Source organism: Streptomyces sp. NPDC012888, from assembly GCF_042900645.1.
Lineage (GTDB): Bacteria > Actinomycetota > Actinomycetes > Streptomycetales > Streptomycetaceae > Streptomyces.
Genome location: NZ_JBIBBM010000004.1, coordinates 403,979 through 422,160, shown reverse-complemented (window position 1 = coordinate 422,160; position 18,182 = coordinate 403,979). Strand labels below are relative to the sequence as shown.

Sequence of the window (18,182 nt, the reverse complement as noted above, 5' to 3'; positions counted from 1 at the left end):
CGCCGCCCCACCCCCCCGCGCGGGGGCTCCCCCCGGGGGCGGCCGGGGGGGGGGGGGGGGCCCCCCGGGGGGGGGGGGGGGGCCCCGGGGGGGCCCCCCCCCCCCCGCCCCGCTCGTACGCATGGCCGGATGCGTACGCCTGTGAGGTACCTCTTGGTGAAAACCCGTATCCGCTGCGTGAAGGTCGGGCGTAAGCTCAGGCATATGCGCAATGCGGTTTCCTGGGCAGGTACGTCGGCGGAGGGTGGAGCGCGATGAACGACAGCGGTGCCCTGCTCGCGTGGCTGGTCATACGGCAGGACGACAACGGCAACCGCTACCGGGTGGGCCGTTACGCCACCCGGGCCGAGGCCCAGAAGGTCGTCGACAGCCTCGACGACCGAGGACACAAGCAGCTCTACTGGGTCGAGCGGCTGGACCGGACCGCCACGACGAACTGATCTGCGGGAACACCCCGTGACATAGGCTCCGCCCATGACTGAACGAGTGGTCGTGGGCGGAGCCCTCTGTCATGAGGGGCGCCTGCTGGCCGCCCGGCGCAGCGCGCCGCCGGAGCTGGCCGGCCGCTGGGAGCTGCCCGGCGGCAAGACCGAGCCGGGGGAGAGCGTCCCCGAAGCCCTGGTCCGCGAACTGCGTGAGGAACTCGGCGTGGAGACCGAGCCGGTGGAGCGCATCCCGGGGGAGTGGCCGCTGCGGCCCGGCCTGGTGCTGCACGTGTGGACGGCCCGGCTGCTGTCCGGCGAGCCCGTGCCCCTGGAGGACCACGACCAGGTCCGCTGGCTCTCCCCCGACGAGCTGGACTCGGTGGACTGGCTGGACCAGGACCGCCCGGCCGTCGCCGAGGCCGGCCGCCGGCTGCGCGCGGGCGCGACCCCGTGACCTCCCCGCGCGCCGGCGGGCGGGGAGGGGCCGGCCGGAGGAGCCCGGCGGCCGGGGGCGCGCAGGCGCCCTACGGCACGCGGGGGCGCATGCGGGGCACGCTGTAGGCCGTACGTGCCACAGTGCGCCGGTGGGTGAGGACCCGGGCGGTACGCCACCCCGGATATCGGGTATGTCGTTATTAATCCCTATCTCGTCCTGGCAAACCGCACTGGGGTCCGCTGTCGGCCCGGGAAGTGATCGGCGTGATCGAGACAGACGGTGAGTGCGCCGAGTGGGCCTTCCCCGCCGAACCGGGGGCCGTCCGCACCGCCCGCCACGCAGTACTGGGCAAACTGCGCGCATGGGGCCTGGAGTCCGTCGGCGACGTGACCGTTCTGCTGGTCAGCGAGCTGGTCACCAACTCCCTCCGGTACGCCTCGGGGCCCATCGGGGTGCGTATGAGCCGTCAGGATCCGGCCACCGATCCGCCCACCGGACGCCCGGCCCTCCTCGTGGAGGTCTCCGATCCGCTTCCGGATCCGCCCCGTGAGCGCGTCGCCTCACCGGACGACGAAGGGGGCCGCGGCCTGCACCTCGTCGCCGTCTCGGCCCAGCGGTGGGGGACCCGGCACGGCAAGTCGGGCAAGACCGTGTGGTTCGAATTGACTCTTCCTGGTGAGTAACAAAGTGAAGGGTGCGGGAAGATCGCCGGACCGGCTCGTGACGTGGCTGGAAACGAACGAGACCGTGCTGTGATCGTGAACGCCGTGCCAGCCGTGCCCGTGGTGCTGAATACTTCGGTCATGACCGGTCCGGTTGCGGTGAGCTGGAGGGGACGGTCGCGTGAGCGAAATACCTGCGCAGGCACATCAGACCCGTGTGCCCCGGGAGAGCCGGCACGACTCCCTGTGGCACAGCAGTCCGCCTGGCTCGATCTATGACTACATAAAGGTCGCGTCCTTCTCGATCGGCCCCGACGGGCTCATCGACCAGTGGAGCCTGCGCGCCGCCGAGCTGTTCGGGCTGACCGCGGCCCAGACCGTGGGCCGCGACCCCGTGGAGGCCTTCATGCCCCCGGAGCTCCGCGAGAACGGCCACCGCAAGGTCGCCGAGATCCTCGACGGCCAGGAGTGGACGGGCCTGGTCCCCTTCCGCATCCCCGGGGGCTCCGGCGACCACCAAGTGGCCGAGATCTACGTCATGCCCACCGAGACCGGCACCGGCCGGCGGGCCGCGCTCTGCGTCGTGGTCGACGTGCGCGCCCTCCGCAGGATCGAGTCCGACCTGGCGGGATCGCAGGCCATATTCGGTCAATCTCCCTTCGGCTTCCTGCTCTTCGGCACCGACCTCACCGTGCAGCGCGCCAACCGCCGCTTCGCCACCGTCTTCGGCGGCGCCGTCGACGACCACCGCGGCCGCACCGTCCACGACTACCTGCCGCCCCGCGAGGCCGAGCGGATGACCGCCGCCCTGCGCCGCGTCCTCGACACCGGCGAGGCCGTCACCGACCTCCAGATCAGCGGTGCCGCCCCCGGCAGCCGCGAACACCGCCACTGGTCCGTGAACCTCTACCGGGTCCACGGCGGCTCCGGCCGGCCGATCGGGGTCGCCGGCCTCGGCACCGACGTCACCCGCCGCCACCTCGCCGCCCGCGAGGCCGCCGGCGTCCGCCGGAACCTGGCCCTGCTCAACGAGGCCGGCCACCGCATCGGCAACTCCCTCGACCTGGAGACCACCGCCCGCGAACTCCTCGACGTCACCGTCCCCGGCTTCTGCGACCTCGCCTCCGTCGACCTCTACCAGGGCCTGCTGCTCGGCGACGACGACCGCCCCGCCCGCCCCCAGGGCCCCGGCCTGCCCAGCCTGCCCGGCCGCGGCTCCGGACGGGCCCCCTCCGCCCCGCTCCGCCGGGTCGCCTTCGCCAGCGCCGTCTCCGACGCACCCCTCTCCGGCCCGCTGGTCGCCGTAGGGGAGACCCACCGCTACCCGGCCGCCAGCCCCGGCGCCCTCGCCCTGCGCACCGCCCGGACCCGGCTGATCGAGGGCGGCGGCCCCGAGGACCTCGTCCAGTCCACGCTCGTCGTCCCGCTCGTCGCCCACGACACCGTCGTCGGACTCGCCCAGTTCTCCCGCACCAAGGGAAGCGAGCCCTTCGGCGAACGCGACCGGGCCGTCGCCGTGGAACTGACCGCCCGGGCCGCCGTCTGCATCGACAACGCCCGGCTCTACCGCCGCGAGCACGAGCGCGCCCTGATACTCCAGCGCAGCCTGCTGCCCCCCGGCGACCCCGAGGCCGCCGGCCTCGACATCGCCTGCCGCTACCTGCCCGGCAACGCCGCCACCGAGGTCGGCGGCGACTGGTTCGACGTCATCGAACTCCCCGGGCACCGCACCGCCCTCGTCGTCGGCGACGTCATGGGCCGCGGCCTGCGCGCTGCCGCCGCCATGGGCGAACTCCGCACCGCCGTCCGCACCCTCGCCCTCCTCGACCTCGAACCCGCCGAGGTCCTCGGCGCCCTCGACGAGATCGCCCGCGGCCTCGGCACCCCGGGCGGCACCCACCACACCCGCTCCCGCGAGGCCGACAACTCCGAGGTCTACCTCGCCACCTGCGTCTACGCCGTCTACGACCCCGTCACCCGGCGCTGCACCATCGCCAACGCCGGCCACATGCCGCCCGTCCTCGTCGAACCGGGCGAGCCCGGAGCCCCGCCCCGGCCCGGACTGCTCCTGGAAGTCCCCCCCGGCATGCCGCTGGGCGTCGGCGGCGAACCCTTCGAGGAGGTCGAGGTGGAGCTCCCCGAAGGCGCCCTGCTCGCCCTCTACACCGACGGCCTCGTCGAATCCCGCGACCACCCCCTCGAAGAGGGCCTGCGCGGCCTCCGGGAGGCCCTCGCCGACCCCGTCCGCCCTCTGGAGGACGTCTGCGACCACGTCCTCGAAGCCCTCGACACCCACCACGGCGAGGACGACATCGCCCTGCTGATGGCCCGCGTCCAGGGCCTGCCCGCCGACGCCGTCGGCGACTGGCGGCTGCCCCGAGACGCCCGCTCCGTCGGGCGGGCCCGCGAACTCGCCCGCGCCAAGCTGCCCGCCTGGGGCCTGGAGGGCCTGCTCGACACCACCGAACTCCTGGTGAGCGAACTCGTCACCAACGCCCTGCGGTACGGCGAGGGCGAGATCAGACTGCGCCTGCTGCTCGACCGCACCCTCGTCTGCGAGGTCTGGGACGCCAATCTCGTCCAGCCGCGCCGCCGCCGGGCCCGCGACACGGACGAGGGCGGCCGGGGACTCCAGCTGGTCGGCCTGCTCTCGGCGGGCTGGGGCTCACGACGCACGCACCGGGGCAAGTCGGTGTGGTTCGAACTGCCGCTGCCGGGGCCGGGGCCGGACGCCGAGGCGGGAGCGGGGGCGGAGCTCTCCGCGGAACAGCTCCTTGAGATGTACGGCTGACCGCCCCGGTCCGCCCGGTCCGCCCCGCCCGGCCGGCCCCCGCGGGTCAGGCCGGGCGGCCGGACTTCAGGGCGGCGAGACGGGACTCCACCTCCGCCTGGCGGCCGAGGTCGTCCAGCGCCTCGAACTGCGCGTCCAGTGACGAGGCCGCCAGCTCCTGCCCGCCCAGCGCCCGCGCCTCCTCCCGCCGCACCTTGTCCTCGAACCGGCTGATCTCACTCGTCGGGTCCAGCACGTCGATGCTCTTCAACGCGTCCGTCATGGTGTTCTGCGCCGCCGCCGTCCGCGACCGGGCCACCAGCTCGTCCCGCTTGGCCTGCAGCTCCGTCAGCTTGTCCTTCATCGAGCCCAGCCCGGCCTTCAGCTTCTCCACCACCTCCGTCTGCGCCGCGATCAGCGGAGCGGCCGTCCGCGCCTCCTTCTCCGACTGGAGCTGCCGGCCGAGCGCGATCCTCGCCAGCCCGTCGAACCGGTCCGCCTCCGCCACCGAGCCCGAGGACCGCAGCTCGTCCGCCCGCCGGCTCGCCGCCAGCGCCTTCCCGCCCCACTCCGAGGCCGCCTCCACGTCCTCCCGGTGGTCCTGCTCCAGCAGCCGCAGGTTGCCGATCGTCGTCGCCACCGCCTGCTCCGCCTCCGAGATGTTGTTGGTGTAGTCCCGGATCAGCTGGTCCAGCATCTTCTGCGGATCCTCCGCCTGGTCCAGCAGGGCGTGCACGTTCGCCTTCGCGAGCTGGGTGACCCGCCCGAGGATGCTCTGCTTGCTCATGCGCTCTGCTCCTTGTCGGTGATCAGAAGCGGCCGCCGCCGCCCATGCGGCCCCGGGTGCCGCCGCCCCCGTACGAGCCCGGGCCGGGACCGCGGCCGCCGCCGAAGCCCCCGGAACCCCCGAAACCGCCCGTACCCCCGAAGCCCCCGAAACCGCCGGAGCCACTGCCGCCCGCGCCGCGCAGGATCTCGCCGAGGATGATCCCGCCGAGCACCGCGCCGCCCATGCCGCCACTCCCGCCCCGCCGTCCCGCGTACGGGTTCTCGAACGCCCGTACGTCCTGCTCGGCCAGCCGCTGCGCCTCCCGGGCCAGCGCGTCCGCGCGCTGCGCCTCCGCCAGCGCGCTCGCCGGATCCGCACCGGCCAGCTCCGAAGACCGCGCCAGGTGCCGCTGGGCCTCCGCCAGCCGGGTTCGGGCCTCACTGCCCACCGCTCCCCGGCTCGTGGTGACGTAGTCCGCCGCCGCGCCGATGGAGCTGCGCGCACCGAGCAGCGCCTGGTCGAGCAGGGCCCGGGCGCGCTGGTTGGAGGTCTCCCGGGCCCGGGCCCCGGCCAGTGCCCCGTCCAGCGCGGCGTCCGCCTCCTCGACCCGGCGCAGCGCGTCGATCGGGTCGTACCGGCCGCCCTCCCGCTCCGCCCGTACGGCGGACAGCACCGCCTCCGCGCGGCCGATCCGGCCCTGGAGGTCCGCCGTGGAGATTCCCGCCGAGGTGCCGTCGACCAGTCCCCGTGCGTCGGCGAGGTCCGTCTCGGTCTCGGTCAGCGCCAGGTCGAGCCGACCCGCCGCCTCCGCCAGCTCCTGCGCCCGCCGCTCTACCGCGTCCACCAGGGTCGCGGCCTGGTCCACCGCTCCCTCGGCCGCCCGTACGTGCACGGCCGCCCGCGCGTTGTCGGAGGCGGCGACCGCCTCCCGCGCCCCGTCCAGGCTCGCCGAGGCGAACAGCAGCCGGTCCTCGGCCTGTCCGGCGTTGGACGCCACCGGTGCCGCCGCCGAATCGGCGTACCGCCGGCGCAGGGCGGTCAGCGTGGCCGCGGCGGTCGCGGCCCGGCCGGTCAGCGCCCGGAAGTGGGCCTCCACCGTCTCCAGCGCCTGCGGCACCGTCCGCTCCAGGGCGCGCAGCCGGTCGAAGTCGGCCGACTCGGCGTCCAGCCGGCGGTTCGCCTCCGAGCAGCGGGCCACGATCTCGTCCAGCATCCGGCGCCGGGTGGCGTCGTCCTCCGGGTACGCGTCGTCCAGTTGCTGCCGCAGCCGGAAGGCGTGCGTCAGCTCGTCCCGCGCGTGCGCCACGGCAGCCTCGAACGGCTTCGCCGCCTCGTCGCCGAACTGCGCCGAGGCGAAGCCGAGTTCCTCCGTACTGGTACGGACCGCGTCGTCGGTCTCCACCAGCAGCTCCTTCGCCCGGGCGTCGAGCTCGGGCAGCGGCAGCTGCCCGGCGCTCCGACCGCCCCAGCCCGCCGGGGGCCCCGCCGCCGCGTCCGGCCGCCCCCTGCGGCGCCGGCTGCGGGAGTACGCGTAGACGCCCAGCGCGCCGGCCGCGCCGACCGCGACCACCGGCAGCACGTAGTCCCCGGCGCCGCTCCCGCCCCCGCCCGCGGCGGGGCCGCCGGGGTCCGCCGGTCCGGGGGTGATCGCGGGCGTGGGCACGGGCCGTCCGGCGAGCACCGCGGCGTATCCGCCGGCGGCGCCTATGGCGGCGCCCGCCCAGTCGTTCTCGCGCAGGGCGGGCTCGATGGCCGTCCGGGCCACCTCGGCCAGCTGCTCCTCGGTGAACCCGGAGCGGGCGTCCGCCGAATAGGCGTACTGGCGGGCGCCGGTGCCCACGGCGAGCAGGACGTCGTCCTGCCCCAGCCCGTTGCGCTGCGCGGTGGCGTCGGCCCAGCCCTGCGCGGACCTGCCGGAGAAGTCGCGCACGTACGCCACGAAGAGCTGGACGCGCCGGTCGGCGTAGAGCCGCTGCAGGGCGGTTTCGACCGCGGCCCTGCGATCCCCGAGGGCGCCGACGCGGTCGGTGACCTGGCCGCGGCCGGACAGATCGACGGGGTCGTCGGCGCGGGCCGGTGAGGCGGCCGCCCCGCCGCACACGAGCAGCGCCGCGGCCAGCAGGAGGACGGCGTACAGGGATGCCGCGGTGCGGGAGCATCTCAGGGGCGGCGTCACATCTGGCAGGTTATGGGCGGTTCTGCACCCCCGCGACCCGGAGGCCTAGCGGTTGAAGGCCGGCAGGCCGAAGCGCTGGACCAGCGCGAAGCCGTCCTCGCGGGCGCTCTTGGCGTTGACCGAGTACACCAGGGTGCGCGAGAGGTCGGGGGTGGCGGCTACCACCGTGTGGTAGCCGGGCCGCGAGCCGGTCTTGCCCCAGATCACCTTCCCGTCGACCTCCATCCGCTGGAGCGCCATGCCGTACGAGGCGCCGGGGAGGTCCGGGACGGTCAGCATCTGCTTCAGCTGGGGTGCGGGGACCAGGCGCCCGGAGAACAGCGCCGTCACGAGCCGTTCCAGGTCGGTGGTGGTGGAGATCATGTCGCCGGCGGCGAAGCGGTCCGACATGTTCCACTCGGTCACGTCCACGGTGCGGCCGCCGACCACCCCGTAGGCGCGGTTGTGCGGGCCGTGGATGCGCGGGTCGGCGCCCGCGGGGAAGCCGGAGTGCCGCATGCCCAGCGGCTTGAAGACCCGCACCTGGGCCTGGTGCGCGTAGGAGTCCCCGGTCACCTCCTCGATCAGCAGGCCGAGGACGGTGTAGTGGATGTTCATGTAGACCTGCTTCCGCCCCGGCGCGTGCGCCGGGCCCTGCGCGACCGAATGGGCGACGACCTCCCGCGGGGTCAGGGTCCGGAAGCGGTTGCGGTACATCTCCTCCGGGCTCTCGCCGAGGTTCCCGCCCGGCCGGAGACCGCTGGTGTAGTTCAGCAGCTGCCGCACCGTGGGCGGTTCGGTGAACGAGGCGGGCAGCAGTCGGGGCATGTACCGGCTGACCGGCGCGTCCAGGTCGATCCTGCCCTCGGCGGCGAGCTGGAGGACGATCGAGGCGGTGACCAGCTTGGTGGTCGAACCCGCCCTGAACCGCGCGTTCTCCAGGGCGGGCGCGCCGCTCCTCAGGTCCCGCACGCCGGCCGTGCCCACCCAGCTGCCCTTGCCGCCGACGCGGATCAGCGCCGCCGAGACGTCCGGGTCCGGTACGCCGGCGAGGGCCTTGGCCAGGGCCTCGGTGTCGGGGCCGGTGGCCGGGTCGCCGTACGCGGCCGCGGCGGCCACCGGACGTTCGCCCGGCGCGCCCGGCGCGGCGAAGGCCGGTGCGGCGAGGGGCAGGACGACGAGGCCGGAGAGCAGGGCGGCCGCGATGGCGGTACGCGTCTTCATGTCTGGGCTTCCTTGTCGAGGAGGGGTGAGGCCGGGGGCTTCCCGGACAGCACTCATCCTCGTGATCGTCCCGGCGCGGCGGATCCTCTCCGCCGACGAGCTCCGACCCCGGTCCGTCACGGGGTCCGCCGCCGGAAGGCTCCGGGGCCGGCTCGGGGTTCGCCCCTACGGCGGCCGGTACGGCGAGGGGGTGGGGGCGGCGCCGCGGCCACCGCCACCCCCCCCGACGGACCGTCAGCCCCTGCGACGGCCGATCTTGGAGCCCAGCCAGACCAGTGGGTCGTACTTGCGGTCCACGGCGCGCTCCTTGAGCGGGATCAGCGCGTTGTCGGTGATCTTGATGCCCTCCGGGCAGACCTCCGTGCAGCACTTGGTGATGTTGCAGTAGCCCAGACCGTGCTCCTCCTGGGCGGTGCGCTTGCGGTCCAGGCCGGACTCGGCGGCCGCGTCCAGCGGGTGCATGTCGAGTTCGGCCACCCGCATCAGGAAGCGCGGCCCGGCGAAGGCCTGCTTGTTCTCCTCGTGGTCGCGCACGACGTGACAGGTGTCCTGGCACAGGAAGCACTCGATGCACTTCCGGAACTCCTGCGAGCGGTCCACGTCCACCTGCTGCATCCGGTACTCGCCCGGAGCCACCCCCTGCGGCGGCACGAAGGCGGGGACCTCCCGCGCCTTCGCGTAGTTGAAGGACACGTCCGTGACCAGGTCCCGCACCACCGGGAAGGCCCGGAGCGGCGTGACCGTGATCGTCTCCTCGCGGGAGAACGTGGACATCCGGGTCATGCACATCAGCCGCGGCCGCCCGTTGACCTCCGCGCTGCAGGAGCCGCACTTGCCGGCCTTGCAGTTCCAGCGGACCGCCAGGTCGGCCGCCTGCGTGGCCTGCAGCCGGTGGACGATGTCGAGGACCACCTCGCCCTCGTGGACCTCGACGGTGAAGTCCCGCAGCTCCCCGCCGTCCGCGTCGCCGCGCCAGATCCTGAAGCGCGCCTCGTAGCCGGTACCGGTTGCAGTCACTCGTACAGCTCCTCTTCGGCGAGGTACTTGACCAGCTCTTCCTTCTCGAAGAGGGCCAGCAGGTCGGGGCGGATGGGTTCGGTGTGGCTGCGGACCAGCCGGATCCGGTCGGCCGCCGGGTCCGCCGGTACGGGAGAGACCGGGTGGCAGACCAGGTTCACCGGGCGCCAGTCGCGGTCCATGGCGGGGCAGTCCTCGCGGGTGTGGCCGCCGCGGCTCTCGGTGCGTTCCAGCGCCGCCCGGGCCACGCACTCGCTGACCAGCAGCATGTTCCGCAGGTCCAGGGCCAGGTGCCAGCCCGGGTTGAACTGGCGGTGGCCCTCCACGCCGGCCCGGGCGGCCCGTACCCGCAGGGCCCGCAGCCGGCCCAGGGCCTGCTGCATCTCGCCCTCCCGCCGGATGATCCCGACGAGGTCGTTCATGGTCTGCTGGAGCTCCTGGTGCAGGGTGTACGGGTTCTCCGCGCCCTCGTCCGCGTGGAACGGGGCCAGGGCCTCGGCGGCGGCCGCGTCCACCTGGGCCTGGTCCACGGCCGCGCGCTCGTGCGCGGAGGCGTACTCGGCCGCGTACAGCCCGGCCCGGCGGCCGAAGACCAGCAGGTCGGACAGGGAGTTGCCGCCGAGGCGGTTGGAGCCGTGCATGCCGCCGGCCACCTCACCGGCCGCGAACAGGCCGGGCACGCCCACGGTCGCCGCGGTGTCGGAGTCGACCGCGATGCCGCCCATCACGTAGTGGCAGGTCGGGCCGACCTCCATCGGCTCGGCGGTGATGTCGACGTCCGCCAGCTCCTTGAACTGGTGGTACATCGACGGCAGCCGGCGCTTGATCTTCTCGGCCGGCATGCGGGTGGAGACGTCCAGGTAGACGCCGCCGTGCGGGGTGCCGCGGCCAGCCTTCACCTCGGAGTTGATGGCGCGGGCCACCTCGTCCCGGGGGAGCAGCTCGGGCGGGCGCCGGTTGTTGTCCGGGTCCTCGTACCAGCGGTCGGCCTCGGCCTCCGTCTCGGCGTACTTCTCCTTGAAGACGTCCGGGACGTAGTCGAACATGAACCGCTTGCCGTCGCTGTTGCGCAGCACGCCGCCGTCGCCGCGGACCGACTCGGTGACGAGGATGCCCTTCACCGACGGCGGCCAGACCATGCCGGTGGGGTGGAACTGGATGAACTCCATGTTGAGCAGGGGCGCGCCGGCGAGGAGGGCCAGGGCGTGGCCGTCGCCGGTGTACTCCCACGAGTTGGAGGTCGTCTTGAAGGACTTGCCGATGCCGCCGGTGGCCAGGACCACCGCCGGGGCCTCCAGGACGAAGAAGCGGCCGGACTCGCGCTCGTAGCAGAAGGTGCCGGAGACCCTGTCCCCGTCCTTCAGGACGCGGGTGACCGTGCACTCCTGGAAGACCTTGAGCCGGGACTCGTAGTCCCCGGTCTCCTCGAAGTCCTGCTGCTGGAGCTGTACGACCTTCTGCTGGAGCGTGCGGATCAGCTCCAGGCCGGTGCGGTCGCCCACGTGCGCGAGCCGCGGGTACTCGTGGCCGCCGAAGTTGCGCTGGGAGATCCTGCCGTCGGGCGTACGGTCGAACAGCGCGCCCCAGGTCTCCAGTTCCCAGACCCGGTCGGGGGCCTCCTTCGCGTGCAGCTCGGCCATCCGCCACTGGTTGAGGAACTTCCCGCCGCGCATGGTGTCGCGGAAGTGCACCTGCCAGTTGTCGCCCTCGTTGACGTTGCCCATGGAGGCGGCGATGCCGCCCTCGGCCATCACCGTGTGGGCCTTGCCGAACAGGGACTTGCAGATCACGGCCGTACGGGCGCCGCGTTCGCGGGCCTCGATCGCGGCGCGCAGCCCGGCGCCGCCCGCGCCGACCACGACCACGTCCCACTGCTGCCGGTCGACTTGAGCCATGTCAGAAGATCCTCGGGTCGGTGAAGGCGCCGGTGGCGAGCAGGTAGACGTAGAAGTCGCACAGGGCCACGCTGATCAGGGAGGCCCAGGCCAGCTGCATGTGGCGGGCGTTGAGCTTCCCCACCCAGCCCCACAGCCGGTAGCGCACCGGATGCTTCGAGAAGTGCCGCAGACGGCCGCCGATGATGTGCCGGCAGGAGTGGCACGAGGCCGTGTAGGCCCAGATCAGCACGATGTTGACCAGGAAGATCAGCGTGCCGAGGCCCATGTGGCCCCACTCGTACGACGCGTCGCGGAAGGTCAGCACGGTGTCGTAGGTGAGGATCGCCGCCACCGGCACCGCCGCGTAGAAGAAGTAGCGGTGCATGTTCTGGAAGATCAGCGGGAAGCGGGTCTCGCCGGTGTACTTGGCGTGCGGCTCGGCGACCGCGCAGGCCGGGGGCGAGGCCCAGAAGCCCCGGTAGTAGGCCTTGCGGTAGTAGTAGCAGGTCAGCCGGAAGCCGAGCGGGAAGATCAGGATCAGCAGGGCGGGGGAGAGGCCCCACCAGCTGCCGACGATCTCCCAGTTGGGCCCGTCCTTCATCGGGACGCAGTTCTCCGCGAGGCACGGGGAGTAGAACGGCGAGACGTACGGGGCCGCGTAGTAGTCGGCGTTCGCGAAGGCCCGCCACGTCGAGTAGACGATGAAGGCGAGCAGCCCGGCCGCGGTGGCGGCGGGCGCCAGCCACCAGCGGTCGGTGCGTAGGTGGCGGGCCGGGATCGCGGCCCGCGAGGCGTCGTGGACGCCGGTCAGCTGCTGGGGTGGTTCGGTGCCTGTGGCCAAGGGTGACTCCGGGTGGAGTGGTCAGGGGTGGCCCAGGAGACCCAGCCGCCGGGTACCGGGGGCTGGGCCTGATGGGGGTGCGTGTCCGGGTGTCTGTTGCTCTCGGTCCGGTCGGGGTGGTCGGTCTGGGGCGGGGCGCCGGTCAGGGCGCGCGGCGATCGCGGGCGCCCAGGCCCTCGTCGTCGGTGTCCGTCCACAGCGCGTTGTCGTACGGCGTGTCCGGGATGTCGACCATCCCGGAGGTGTCCGGCGCCTTGGCGGCGACCGGTGCTTGCCGGGCGACGTCCTGCTCCAGCCGCTCGACCGAGCGGGTCAGATCGTTCAGCTTGCGCCGTACGTCCGTCAAATCGTCCTGCAGGGACATGACTTGCCCTCACTTCCGCAGGTTGCGGTGGCAACGCTCATGTGCGCCTGCGAGTGTCCCGCCTCACGTCCCCGGTTGTGAAGGGACGTGCAGGGATTGCGGACGCGCAGGCGCGATCCGTGCGCCCCTCCCGTACTCATTTTCGTCCCTCTTCCGGCGGAACGCGCGCCCGTCCCGCAGGCCTTGTTGGTCCGCACGGGTGGGGTTCCCGGCGTGGCGCGGGGCTGCTGCGGCGGCTGTGGCGGGCGGTGGATTTCAGTGGGTCCCGTCAGCAGTGTGATCAGCTCCATATACCGCCATAAGTGATCACGTACGCGAATCCGTACGCCCGCCCCGCCCGCCCCGGAGGTACCACCCATGTCCCAGAGCCAGAGAAGGCGCAGACCGCTGGCGCTCCTGACCTCGGGCGTCCTCGCGCTGCCGCTGCTCGCCGGGTGCAGTTCCTCGGACGAGGAGGGCGGCGCGGTCACCGCAGGCCAGGACATCGCGGCCACGGCCAGGGAACAGGTGGCGGACGGGGGTGTGGTGCGGTGGGCGGTGGACTCGCTGCCCGAGACCCTGAACGCCTTCCAGGCCGACGCGGACGAGACCACCGCGCGGATCGCCGGGGCGGTGCTCCCCCACCTGTTCACGATGGACGCCAGCGGCCGGCCCCTGGCCAACCCGGACTACCTGGAGAAGGCCGAGGTCGTCGCGCGCGAACCCAAGCAGGTGGTGCTGTACAAGCTCCACCAGCAGGCGGTGTGGAGCGACGGCCGGGAGATCGGCGCGCCGGACTTCGTGGCCCAGTGGCGTGCCCTGAACGGCAAGGACTCGGCGTACTGGACGGCCCGCAACGCCGGCTACGACCGTATCGAGAAGATCGAACGCGGGGCGAGCGACCTGGAGGTCAAGGTCACCTTCGCCAAGCCCTACGCGGACTGGCAGTCGCTGTTCTCCCCGCTGTACCCGAAGCAGGTGATGGCCACCCCGGACGCGTTCAACGAGGGCGCGCGCGGAGCGCTGAAGGTGACGGCCGGGCCGTTCGCGCTCGGCGCGATCGACAAGAAGACCGGGACGGCGGCCCTCACGCGCAACCCGCGCTGGTGGGGTCAGGTGGCCAAGCTGGACACGCTGGTGCTCACGGCGGTGCCCAGGGCCGAGCGGCCCTCGGCGCTGGCGGCCGGGAAGCTGGACCTGGCCGAACTCGACCGGGCGGGAGCGGACCGGATCGCGCTGGCCAAGCGGGATGCCGGGGCCAAGGGCGCCCCGGCCCACGGGCCGGGGGTGACGCTCACCCCGGCGCAGGCCACCCGGTCCTGGGCGCTGGCGTTCGGGGAGGACGAGGAGCGGGCCACGGAGGAGCAGGAGACCCGCCGCAAGCAGGCCGAGTCGGTGAAACGGTACGCCGCGGAGCAGGTCGCACTGCGCCGGTTCACGGTGCGCAAGTCGCTGGAGCCCGCGTACACCCAGCTGGCGCTGAACGGGTCCTCGGGCCCGCTGGCCGACGAGCGGGTGCGCCGGGCGGTGGCCCGGGCCCTGGACCGGCAGGCCCTGGCGGAGCTGGTGCTCAAGCCGCTGGGGCTGCCGGCCAAGCCGGTGGGCAGCCACCTGGCGCTGGCCGGGCAGCGGGCCTACGCGGACAACAGCGGGGCGCTCGGCGGCCAGGACATGCAGGCGGCGCAGGCGCTGCTGGCGGACGCGGGCTGGCGCAGGACCGGCAAGGCGACCGCCCCGGTCGGCACGAAGGCCGGCGGCGAGGCGGAGAAGAAGGACGACGCGAAGCGGCCGCAGGGCCCGGGCACCGGCAACGACGGCCTCTACATCGTCGGCCAGGACGACGGGAGCAACGCCGACCAGCCCGCCGCGGGCCGCCAGGTCCGGGCCGCCGCGATCGGCCGGGCGGCTCCCGCCCTCCGGTTCGCGCTGGCCGGGGTGGCCGCGCCCGCCCTGCCGGGTGCCCGTCCGCACGCTCCGGCGCTCGGCTTCGCCGCGGTACCGGCGGGCCTCGCGGCGGCCCCGGCCGTGGACGACGCGGCCAACGGCGGCCCGGCTCCGAAGGCGGCCGGCCGGGCGGTGGCCCGGCCCGGTGACGAGGCGGGTCCGGAAGGGGCCACCACCGAGGGGCTCCCGGTGGAGGAGGTGCTGCAGGAAGGTCCCCCGTACCTGACCGACGGCGAGATCGTCGACGCCGACGGCTTCTCCGGGGCCGCCGAGCTCCAGCAGCAGGCCCCGGCCGGGCAGGCGCCGGCCCCGGCGCCCGCGCCGCTCGCCGGGCAGGAGGAGGCGCCGCTGCCCGGCCAGGCGGACGCCGCGGACGACGGCAAGCGCAACGAGGCCACCGGGGCGGACGCCGCCTCCGGCGCGGAGGAGGCCGCCGGCGGTGACGCGGCGGCCGGTGCGGCGAAGGCCTCGGCGGCGCCGGCCCGGCAGGCCGCCAAGAGCTCCGGCACCACCGTCCTGGCCAAGGACGGCAAGCCGCTCACGCTGCGGTTCGTGCTGCCCTCCGGTCCCGGATCGGAGTCGCTGCGGGCGGTCGGCGAGCGGATCTCCCAGATGCTGCGGACGATCGGGGTGAACACCGAGCTGACCAAGGTCGACGACGAGAGCTTCTTCAAGGACCACATCGCCTCCGGCCAGTACGACCTGGCGCTGTACTCCTGGCCCGCGACCGCCTTCCCCGCCACCGACGCCCGGCCGATCTACGCCAAGCCGGAGCCGGCCGCCGACGGGTCGCTGCTGGTGGAGCAGAACTACACCCGGGTCGGCACCGACCACATCGACCAGCTGTTCGACCAGGCGATCGGCGAGCTGGACGAGGGCGAGGCGCGCGAGCTGATGCGGAAGGCCGACGCCCGGATCTGGGCGGCCGCCGGGTCGATCCCGCTCTTCCAGCGGCCCGAGCTGGTCGCGGTCAAGCCCGGGCTGGTCAACGCCGGCGCCTTCGGGCTCGGCTCGCCGCGGTACCAGGACGTGGGCTGGAAGAAGCCCGCCCCGGCCAAGGAAAAGAACGGGAAGAAAAAGTAGCGAGCACGTGGAAGCCGGGTGAAATTCCCCGCGACCGCCGGACCGCTAGCTCAGAACTGACTCAATTCCCTTGCCCGCCGGACCCCCGGCGGGCAAGGTCGTCCTTACCCGTTGACCCGCCTGCCGACCCGGCAGGAGCCCCTTCGAAGTCCCCGCCGGACGCGCACCCCCACCTCAGCCGTCCGGCCCCTTGACAGCCCCCCGGCGAGCGGATCCCGCCACTCGACGTACCATGGGGTAAGGCCGTGGCAGGTTTCCCGCCCGGCAGGCTCGCGTACCAGGCCGTACGTGACGCCATCCACGATCCCGGGAGAAGCGCCGCAGTGCCCACGCGCCACGACATCCGAAACGTCGCCATCGTCGCCCACGTCGACCACGGCAAGACGACCATCGTCGACGCCATGCTGAAGCAGGCCGGCGCCTTCGCCGCCCACCAGCAGCTCGACGACCGCATGATGGACTCGAACGACCTGGAGCGTGAGAAGGGCATCACGATCCTCGCCAAGAACACGGCGGTGAAGTACCACCCCAAGGACGGCGGGGCCCCGATCACGATCAACATCATCGACACCCCCGGCCACGCCGACTTCGGTGGCGAGGTCGAGCGCGGTCTGTCGATGGTCGACGCCGTCGTCCTCCTGGTGGACGCTTCCGAGGGTCCGCTGCCGCAGACCCGCTTCGTGCTCCGCAAGGCGCTCCAGGCCCGGATGCCGGTCATCCTCTGCATCAACAAGACCGACCGCCCGGACTCCCGGATCGACGAGGTCGTCAACGAGACCTACGACCTGTTCCTGGACCTGGACGCGGACGAGGACCAGATCGAGTTCCCGATCGTCTACGCCTGCGGCCGTGACGGCATCGCCTCGCTGACCAAGCCGGAGGACGGCACCGTCCCCGCCGACAGCGAGAACCTGGAGCCGTTCTTCTCCACCATCCTGGAGCACGTCCCGGCCCCGACGTACGAGGAGGACGCGCCGCTCCAGGCCCACGTCACCAACCTCGACGCCGACAACTTCCTCGGCCGCATCGCGCTGCTCCGCGTCGAGCAGGGCGAGCTGCGCAAGGGCCAGACGGTCGCGTGGATCAAGCGTGACGGCACGGTCTCCAACGTCCGCATCACCGAGCTGATGATGACCGAGGCGCTCACCCGCAAGCCGGCCGAGGTGGCCGGCCCCGGTGACATCTGCGCCGTGGCCGGTATCCCGGACATCATGATCGGCGAGACCCTGGCCGACCCGGAGAACCCGGTCGCCCTCCCGCTGATCACGGTGGACGAGCCGGCCATCTCCATGGTCATCGGCACCAACACCTCCCCGCTGGTCGGCCGCGGCGGCACCGGCAAGGGCGCGGACGCCAAGTCCGCGGTCAAGGACCGCAAGGTCACCGCCCGCCAGGTCAAGGACCGCCTGGACCGCGAGCTGATCGGTAACGTCTCGCTGCGCGTCCTCGACACCGAGCGCCCGGACGCCTGGGAGGTCCAGGGCCGCGGCGAGCTCGCGCTGGCCATCCTGGTCGAGCAGATGCGCCGCGAGGGCTTCGAGCTGACCATCGGCAAGCCGCAGGTCGTCACCAAGGAGGTCGACGGCAAGACGTACGAGCCCGTCGAGCGCATGACGATCGACGTGCCCGAGGAGCACATGGGTGCCGTCACCCAGCTCATGGGCGTCCGCAAGGGCCGCATGGACAACATGTCGAACCACGGCTCCGGCTGGGTCCGCATGGAGTTCGTCGTCCCGTCCCGCGGTCTGATCGGCTTCCGTACCGAGTTCCTGACCCAGACCCGCGGCACCGGCATCGCGCACTCCATCCACGAGGGCCACGAGCCGTGGTTCGGCGCGCTGCAGACCCGCAACAACGGTTCGCTGGTCGCCGACCGGGCCGGTGCGGTCACCGCCTTCGCGATGACCAACCTGCAGGAGCGCGGCGTCCTGTTCACCGACCCCGGCACCGAGGTGTACGAGGGCATGATCGTCGGCGAGAACTCGCGCTCCGACGACATGGACGTGAACATCACCAAGGAGAAGAAGCTCACCAACATGCGCTCCTCGTCGGCCGACTCCTTCGAGGCGATCGTCCCGCCGCGCAAGCTCTCCCTGGAGCAGTCCCTGGAGTTCTGCCGCGACGACGAGTGCGTCGAGGTGACCCCCGAGGCCGTCCGCATCCGCAAGGTCGTCCTCGACCAGAAGGAGCGTTCGCGCACCGCCTCGCGCGCCAAGGCTGCCAAGTAGCCAACGCCCGCACGGGTTTACAGCGGCTTCACGGCACCCCTGCCACGGTTGATCGTGGTAGGGGGGCCGTTCGCTTTTGTCAAGCGGATTTATGCGTTCATGCGTCCGGATACCGGTCGTCACACTCCGGAAGGTGTGCTAACCGTCCGTTTCGGGCGTGTCTGTCTCTGCTCGCTTTGTCCGGATTTCGGTTTTCTCGGGTGGGTCGATGTTGTGAAAACGAGACCACTTAAGTGTGGTTTACGGTCAGGGCGTCCCTGAGGATGGCTCCAATGAGCTCGGGTCAATGGGTCACGCACTGTGGGGAGTGTCGACTCACGAGCACACACGAGGGGAACCGGCTTCGCTGTCAGGGGTGTCAGCGCGGCTCGGACCCGCTATGTATCGACAGTGACTCCTGAGGAGGCA

The 18,182-nt window shown here is 72.8% G+C and carries 13 protein-coding genes; 6 read left to right on the top strand and 7 right to left on the bottom strand.

Features of this window, described 5'->3' with window-relative positions:
• Positions 1–254: 254 nt before the first annotated feature.
• The 4 genes from ACFY61_RS09305 (at position 255) to ACFY61_RS09290 (ending at position 4,314) form a co-directional block, all read left to right on the top strand.
• Positions 255–440, top strand: coding sequence for an SPOR domain-containing protein (locus tag ACFY61_RS09305; RefSeq protein ID WP_389469044.1), 186 nt, complete (start codon positions 255–257; stop codon positions 438–440).
• A gap of 34 nt (positions 441–474) precedes the next feature.
• A complete protein-coding gene (locus tag ACFY61_RS09300) occupies positions 475–879 on the top strand; it encodes a (deoxy)nucleoside triphosphate pyrophosphohydrolase (protein WP_389469042.1) in 405 nt (134 codons plus the stop codon).
• A gap of 236 nt (positions 880–1,115) precedes the next feature.
• Positions 1,116–1,544: an ATP-binding protein gene (locus ACFY61_RS09295; protein WP_389469039.1), complete on the top strand. Its 429-nt coding sequence runs from the start codon at positions 1,116–1,118 to the stop codon at positions 1,542–1,544.
• A 169-nt stretch (positions 1,545–1,713) separates the two neighbouring features.
• Positions 1,714–4,314, top strand: coding sequence for a SpoIIE family protein phosphatase (locus ACFY61_RS09290; RefSeq protein ID WP_389469319.1), 2,601 nt, complete (start codon positions 1,714–1,716; stop codon positions 4,312–4,314).
• A gap of 46 nt (positions 4,315–4,360) precedes the next feature.
• Here the strand turns inward: ACFY61_RS09290 and ACFY61_RS09285 are convergent, their stop codons facing one another.
• The 7 genes from ACFY61_RS09285 to ACFY61_RS09255 all read right to left on the bottom strand — a co-directional run bounded on the left by ACFY61_RS09285 (position 4,361) and on the right by ACFY61_RS09255 (position 12,540).
• Positions 4,361–5,080, bottom strand: coding sequence for a PspA/IM30 family protein (locus ACFY61_RS09285; RefSeq protein WP_389469038.1), 720 nt, complete (start codon positions 5,078–5,080; stop codon positions 4,361–4,363).
• 22 nt (positions 5,081–5,102) lie between these two features.
• Positions 5,103–7,238 carry a TPM domain-containing protein gene (locus ACFY61_RS09280; protein ID WP_389469036.1) on the bottom strand — a complete coding sequence of 712 codons (2,136 nt, stop codon included), beginning with the start codon at positions 7,236–7,238 and terminating at the stop codon, positions 5,103–5,105.
• Between the two features lie 45 nt (positions 7,239–7,283).
• Positions 7,284–8,441, bottom strand: a complete 1,158-nt coding sequence (locus ACFY61_RS09275; protein ID WP_389469033.1) for a serine hydrolase domain-containing protein — start codon at positions 8,439–8,441, stop codon at positions 7,284–7,286.
• 234 nt (positions 8,442–8,675) lie between these two features.
• The gene (locus ACFY61_RS09270) at positions 8,676–9,458 is read right to left on the bottom strand and encodes a succinate dehydrogenase/fumarate reductase iron-sulfur subunit (RefSeq protein ID WP_389469030.1); all 783 of its coding nucleotides are present in this window, start codon (positions 9,456–9,458) and stop codon (positions 8,676–8,678) included.
• Positions 9,455–11,353, bottom strand: a complete 1,899-nt coding sequence (locus tag ACFY61_RS09265; protein ID WP_389469027.1) for a fumarate reductase/succinate dehydrogenase flavoprotein subunit — start codon at positions 11,351–11,353, stop codon at positions 9,455–9,457. The genes ACFY61_RS09270 and ACFY61_RS09265 overlap by 4 nt, the downstream gene beginning before the upstream one ends.
• Position 11,354: 1 nt before the next feature.
• Entirely contained in the window at positions 11,355–12,176 is an 822-nt protein-coding gene (locus tag ACFY61_RS09260) for a hypothetical protein (RefSeq protein WP_389469024.1), read from the bottom strand.
• Positions 12,177–12,318: 142 nt separating this feature from the next.
• Positions 12,319–12,540: a hypothetical protein gene (locus tag ACFY61_RS09255; protein WP_389469022.1), complete on the bottom strand. Its 222-nt coding sequence runs from the start codon at positions 12,538–12,540 to the stop codon at positions 12,319–12,321.
• 357 nt (positions 12,541–12,897) lie between these two features.
• On the opposite strand from ACFY61_RS09255, the gene ACFY61_RS09250 reads away from it, so the two are divergent.
• Positions 12,898–15,546 carry an ABC transporter substrate-binding protein gene (locus ACFY61_RS09250; protein WP_389469021.1) on the top strand — a complete coding sequence of 883 codons (2,649 nt, stop codon included), beginning with the start codon at positions 12,898–12,900 and terminating at the stop codon, positions 15,544–15,546.
• A 323-nt stretch (positions 15,547–15,869) separates the two neighbouring features.
• Positions 15,870–17,774, top strand: coding sequence for a translational GTPase TypA (typA, locus tag ACFY61_RS09245; RefSeq protein ID WP_389469020.1), 1,905 nt, complete (start codon positions 15,870–15,872; stop codon positions 17,772–17,774).
• Positions 17,775–18,182: the final 408 nt, after the last annotated feature.